The 2,772-nt window shown below is 63.1% G+C and carries 3 protein-coding genes and 1 pseudogene; 3 read left to right on the top strand and 1 reads right to left on the bottom strand.

Annotated elements, in window-relative coordinates; translation table 11 throughout:
• Positions 1-99: 99 nt before the first annotated feature.
• Positions 100-213 (bottom strand): annotated as a pseudogene (locus BN903_RS17015) (nucleoside phosphorylase); the annotation flags it as partial.
• 187 nt (positions 214-400) lie between these two features.
• On the opposite strand from BN903_RS17015, the gene BN903_RS14310 reads away from it, so the two are divergent.
• The 3 genes from BN903_RS14310 to BN903_RS17710 form a co-directional block, all read left to right on the top strand.
• The gene (locus tag BN903_RS14310) at positions 401-595 is read left to right on the top strand and encodes a hypothetical protein (protein WP_048078369.1); all 195 of its coding nucleotides are present in this window, start codon (positions 401-403) and stop codon (positions 593-595) included.
• A 96-nt stretch (positions 596-691) separates the two neighbouring features.
• On the top strand, positions 692-2,173 hold the full coding sequence (locus BN903_RS14305) for a PKD domain-containing protein (RefSeq protein ID WP_228841117.1): 1,482 nt from the start codon (positions 692-694) through the stop codon (positions 2,171-2,173).
• Between the two features lie 115 nt (positions 2,174-2,288).
• The coding region (locus BN903_RS17710; RefSeq protein WP_048078368.1) for a type IV pilin at positions 2,289-2,772 on the top strand (484 nt) is incomplete at its 3' end.

Raw genomic sequence — 2,772 nt, 5'->3', positions numbered from 1 at the left:
AGTGTAGGACGCCCACCGTCGGCGTAGAACAGGCCGAGCGTACGTAATTAACTTCGTATAGCACTACTATTATAACGTAAGTATACGAGCGACGGACCCTTCGCTGTCGTCACAGAGGTCCGCGATCCGGTCGACGCGGCCCGGGTCCCCGGGAATGATCGCGATGTCGTGTACGTCGCCCTCCTCGACCAGCAGGTGCGGCTGTTTCGCCATATCGGCGGAGACAGCCGCCGCGCGCAAAAACGGACCGGTCGGCGGGCGGGGAACACCCTCGAAACGGAATTTGATATCGCGAAATATAATTTATAGCTGCCTTCGGACCGCAGCTGTCGACGGTTCGATCGGGACGGAATCCGCGACTGATCGGCCGTTTTATCGCCCGACGGCATCAGGCTCGGGTATGACAGACGCGGACGCCTCGGCCGACCTCGGCTCGACGATCGGTGCCCTCACGGTCGCGTTCCTGCTCGTCACGGCCGTCGCGGGGACGCTGCTCGGCTTCAACTGGACGCAGGCCGTGCTGATCGGCGGGTTCGCCGGCTTCATGGCCGTCGTCTCGGCGTGGGTGACCGCCCGGCGGGCGGACGGCGACTGAGTCGGTCGCCACCCCGAGTTCGACACCCGTAAGCGATTCTCACGAGTGAGAGGTCGGACGGAGGATTTTATACCCGCTCGGCGTCGATATCTGGCAATGCGCTTCAGTCGCGACCGTCGGGGCCAGTCGGTCGTGGTCGGGACGGTGATCCTGTTCGGGTTCCTGATTCTGGCGCTGTCGCTGTATCAGGTACAGGTGGTTCCACAGGAGAACGCGCAGGTGGAGTTCCAGCACTTCGAGGAAGTCCGGAACGACCTTGTTGACCTCCGCGCCGGGGTTCTCACGGCCGGACAGGCCGACACGCCGCAGTTCAAGTCCATCAGACTCGGGACGACCTACCCGAACCGCCTCTTCGCGATCAATCCGCCACCGCCGGGGGGCACTCTTCGGACGAGCGACGCGTACAACGTGACCATCGCGAACGGTACGGAGACGATAACGATCCCGTCTCGGTTCATCAGCTACTCTCCCGGGTACAACGAACTGTCCCGCACGCCGACGCGGTACGACAACTCCGTCCTCTACCTCGACGGACGGGAGCAGGGAGAGGACATCGTGGTCATCGAGGATCAGAGCCTCGTCGATGACGGAACGGTCCGTCTCACGGTGCTACAGAACGAGTACCGTCGCAGCGGGACGCAGCGGGCGACCGTCGAGATCTACCCAACCAACTCGACGGCCTCCGACGGGATTCCGACCGGTGAGGTGAATATCACGATACCGACCCGGCTCAACGCCTCGACGTACTGGGACGGAGCGATAGGCGACCAGAGCGTGTACACCGGGGTCGAGGACGACCGCTACGCCGACGGCGTTCACGGACTCACGCTTCAGGCGGACTCTGACGACACCCGCGTGAACACCGTCGGGATACAGGGCTCACCGAACGAAGGACCGGTCAGAGAAAATGTCAGATCGCCCTCGGCCGAGGATCCCGGTGACGACCCGACGGACGACATATCGATGCGCGTGGATGACCTCACCGACCGCAGGTCCAACAGTCCGGAGTTTTACGTCTCCTACGACTACGGTGGGCAGTTCGACGAGATAGAGGTCTCAGCCACGAGCACGGACTCCAGCGCGCGAGTCACGAGGTCGCTGTCCAGCGGACGGAGCGGGGTCTCGCTCTCGCCCGGCTTCGGAAACGGCCAGGAGTTCGCCGTGACGGTTAGAGCGATTCGCGGGGGACAAACCGTCGATCAACGGACGATATACACCTTCGCAGACACGCAGAACCCGATCGAAAACGACGATCTCTCGCGCTCCGACAGCGCGTCGATCGAAGACTACACGATCGAAGACCGGTCGAACAACAACAACGACGTACGGTACCGGTTCAGATACGACGTCTCACAGACCGGATCGTTCTCCGAAGGGCTGTTCTCCGTTCTCAACCGAAACGGGAACGGGGCCTCCGCGTCGAGAAGCACTACGGACCGAAACGTCAACAACTTCCGGGTAGAGCCGGGAGACGGTACGAACACGCCCTACAAGGTCTCGATCCTCGTGATCGACGGGAACGGTGTTGTCGTCGACAGCCGTATCGTCACCGACACCGCGGATGGGACCGATCCGTAACTGTCCGCCCGCCCCCGCCTTTCGCTTCACCTTCTGTACAGTTATCACAGTTAATAGACGGGTGCGGACTGTAATGTACCACTCCGGTTAAGTCGGCACAGCCAGCGCTCTCACGATGTTCCCGACGACCCGCGGACGTGCCCAATCGAGCACCACGGGGGCGATCCTCCTCGTAGCGGTGTTTCTCCTTGTGACTACCACGCTCGGGACCGCCCTCCTCGACGGGACGGTCTCGGATCCGGATCCGATGGCGTCCGCGGAGTTCGACTCCGAGGGGACCGATCTCCGGATCACCCACCTCGGCGGCGACGCGCTCCCCAACGACGAACTGGCGGTCGTCGTCAGAGCCAACGGGAACGTCACTCGGTTCCCGTTCGCGTCGCCGTCGGGAGCGTTCGGTTTCGGAGACAATCGCACGTTTTCGGACGCGCTCGTCGCCAACGCGTCGAATGACGTTCGACTCTACCACGAGCCCTCGGGGACTAAAATCGAGCGAGCGACGCTGACGCCCCGGCCGGACCCGACCCCCGAGACGGGTTCGATCGAAGGTGCTGTCGTCGGTCCGGACGCGGCGTCGCGGGTCGCTTCCGGCGCTTCGC

This window comes from Halorubrum sp. AJ67 (genome assembly GCF_000513435.1).
This window is presented reverse-complemented; position numbering and strand designations above follow the sequence as displayed.